The organism is Okeania sp. SIO3I5, from assembly GCF_010672085.1.
In the GTDB taxonomy this organism is placed as follows: domain Bacteria; phylum Cyanobacteriota; class Cyanobacteriia; order Cyanobacteriales; family Microcoleaceae; genus Trichodesmium.
The window spans coordinates 1-3,247 of the sequence record NZ_JAAHHT010000446.1 but is presented as its reverse complement, the minus strand read 5'-3'; the positions used below and the strand labels follow the sequence as shown (position 1 = coordinate 3,247).

The window sequence follows — 3,247 nt, the reverse complement described above, 5'->3', positions numbered from 1 at the left end:
CATACGAGCTCCGGAGAAGTAACTGACTGTAGTTCACACTTCTGCTCCTCCCATCCCTCCCACACCTCCCACACCTCCCACACCTCCCACACCTCCCACACCTCCCACCCCTCCCACACCTCCCACACCTCCCACACCTCCCACACCTCCCACACCTCCCACACCTCCCACACCTCCCACACCTCCTACACTCTCTCTACCATTACTATGCACCACCACCTTATTTTTTACCAGTAACCAAATATACACCCACTGGTATTTCCTTCCCTTTAAGATCACAATCACCCCAAAATTCTACTTGAAATTTTCCATCTAGATATTTAAAAGTTTCTTGAGCAATCAATATTCGGCAAATTCCTGGATGACGTTCTTTCTCAAAACTTTCTAACCGAGAAGCAATATTAACACTATCACCAATTACTCCATATTCTAAGCGATTTTTTCCCCCTAAACTACCAACTGTTACAGTTCCCGTATAAATTCCTACCCGCATTTTTATTTCTGAAACACCTTCTTGATGCCATTGACGATTTAATTCTAACAAATGTTCGTCCATTGCTAAAGCACAATTAACTGCATTTTCAGCATCTTTAGCAATTTCTTCTACAGTAGTACGAGGTACTGGAATACCAAATACTGCAATTATTCCATCTCCAGTAAATTTATTGACTATTCCGTGATGATTAATCACAATATCTGTCATGGCACTCAGATATTCATTTAACCAAATCATTAAACCCTCTGAAGTTTTTTTTTCAGAGATAGTGCTAAAGTTTTTTAAGTCAGTAAATAAAATAGTTGCTGTAACTGTTTTTGGTGGTAAAATTCCACTATTAATTAAGTCTGAACGTTCTTGCCAAAGAGCATTAGCAATTTCTGGAGAAGTTTGTTGACCTAATAATTTCATTACCATATTTTGTTGTTGCCATAATTCTTGAGTTTTATAACCTATAACTATCCCACCTGTGACAACTACTCCTGCTGCTGGTGCTGCTACAGGAATCCATGCCATTTTGAGAAAAATGCTATAACTAATACCTGTTAAAATCCCCAAAGTCATAAAATTAATTAACAATGAAATTAGAGGTTTTTCTATTTGCCAAGCTAGACTAGCACTAACTGTTGACCAGCCAATAATCCATAATATTTCTGTTAATTCCTCCCAGTACCAAAATAGCTTTCTATCATCAAGAACTGCACTAATAATTTGACTTGTAATTTGGGCATGAATCTCTACCCCTGACATTTTTAACAACTTGAAACGACCCAAACTATAAGGAGTAAAAAAAAAGTCTTTGGCGCTAGCAGCTGTAGTACCAATTATAACTATTTTATTTTTGATTAACTTAGGGTCAAAATTACCTTTTAAAACATTCGTTATGGTAATTTTGGGAGCAACAGATTTAGAATTACGATAATTAATTAAAATTTTATATCCCCCATCATCTATTTTTTGGTATCCCCCTGAATTTGATTGTAATTCTTTAAATAATACATCACCTAATTTATATTCATTATTTTCAGTTATAGCCGGAAAAATTCCATAGTCTTTAAGATAACTAAGAGCTAATTGTAGAGAAAAAGCTATCCATGTTTTATTATCATCATCTTCAGTAAATAGTAAATTATGACGAACTACACCATCCGGGTCAAAACTAATATTATTAAACCCAATTCTTTCTTCTGGCATTGTCGGAGGTGGCTCTACTGCATCGTCAATATTGTTGTTAATGAAAGTAATAGCAAAAATATTCGGTTTTTTTAGTTGTTCTAAGAATTCTGAATGACCAGGTGGATTAGGAATATCTCGATATATGTCTATACCTATGACTTTGGGTTGATGCTTTTGTAAAGATACTAAAACTTTAGCCAAAGTTCTATCGGATATCGGCCACTCCTGCAAATACTCAATATCATCTTCAGTTATCTCTACTATTAACAGTCGAGGATCTGGAACTTCATCAGACCGCAAACGCATCATCCCATCAAATACTCTTACTTCTAGTGGTTGGAATCCTCCCAAGTGTCTGAAAAATAGTAAACCCAGAATAGTAATACCAGAAACGGTAATTACTGGTATTGGCATCGCTAGAGAATTAATTTTTTTATTGATCCATTGGAAAAAATGTATAAACTCCATGATTTTAATGGCCATTAATCCTGTTTCAATTAGTTTCAAGCATTCTCCACACTCATGTACCACTTCAGATAGATATTCAAACTATCAATTAATTTTGAGAACAAAAGCATGGAGATTACTGAATTTCACCTCAGTTCACTACTCATGTCTGACACCATCTGGCATTATTGTGCCAATGAGAATTGCTCCCTCTAAAATAGCTCCTTCCAGGTTTGCTCCCCCCAGGTTTGCTCCTTCTAAGTTGGCTCCTGAGAAATTTGCTCCTACCAAATAAGTACCTCCTAAGTTGGCTCCAGCTAAATAAGCTCCTTCTAAATTAGCACCCTCCATATATGCTCCTCCTAGATTTGCTCCTCCCAAGTAAGCTCCTCCTAAGTAAGCTCCTGCAAGGTTTGCCCCCCCAAGGTTTACTCCTCCTAACTTGGCTCCTGCAAGGTTTGCTACTGGTAGTTTTGCTTCCCCAAGATTACCTCCTCCTAGATTTACTCCTCCTAGTCTGGCTCCTTCTAGGTAGCAGTTTGGACACTCACGAGTTTCCAGCAAAAGTCTAATATTTCGTTCTACTTGTTGGTTAATCATTAATTTGGAATCATCAAAATTTAGGCTAACTATTTATAAGTATATTGACATCTTCTTTGCCTTTGAACGGACAAAAATTCCTACCGAGGCTTAAGTCCTCAGCAGGTTGATGATTTATTAGGTGTACTTTTCATATCGCGCACAGAAACTTGAGGCCAATCTTACGCTTGGCTTGCCGACAAGTCCGTTTACAGCGCTTTTCTTTCTTGATGAATCACATCTTCACAAGCAAAACATTGTAGGGACATTCCATGGAACGTCCCTACTGTGGTATACCCATTTGAATTTTGAATTTTGAATTTTGAATTGCGCGTAGGGCTATATCTTTCAGCTTGGCATTATAAAGTTAGCTTGCTGATAAGTTAAAGCACGATCTGTTAAAGACTAATTTTTTAGACATGATGCTATTTTGGTAAAAATTCTAGTTACTATTGTGAGCATTTTTTAGATTTATGCAGATTTTTTTACTGTTGGCTGGAAATCTTTTTACCCAGTATTAAAGTTAATCATTATTTTCACAAAGTTGAA

At 36.8% G+C, this 3,247-nt stretch carries 3 protein-coding genes; all 3 read right to left on the bottom strand.

All coding sequences use genetic code 11. The features are described from left to right. Positions 1–182: hypothetical protein (locus F6K40_RS39465; RefSeq protein WP_293145546.1), on the bottom strand; the 182-nt coding region annotated here is incomplete at its 3' end. Between the two features lie 38 nt (positions 183–220). Beyond that, positions 221–2,203: a CHASE2 domain-containing protein gene (locus F6K40_RS39460; protein ID WP_293145543.1), complete on the bottom strand. Its 1,983-nt coding sequence runs from the start codon at positions 2,201–2,203 to the stop codon at positions 221–223. A gap of 75 nt (positions 2,204–2,278) precedes the next feature. Further along, entirely contained in the window at positions 2,279–2,719 is a 441-nt protein-coding gene (locus tag F6K40_RS39455; protein ID WP_293145540.1) for a pentapeptide repeat-containing protein, read from the bottom strand. Between the last annotated feature and the right edge of the window lie 528 nt (positions 2,720–3,247).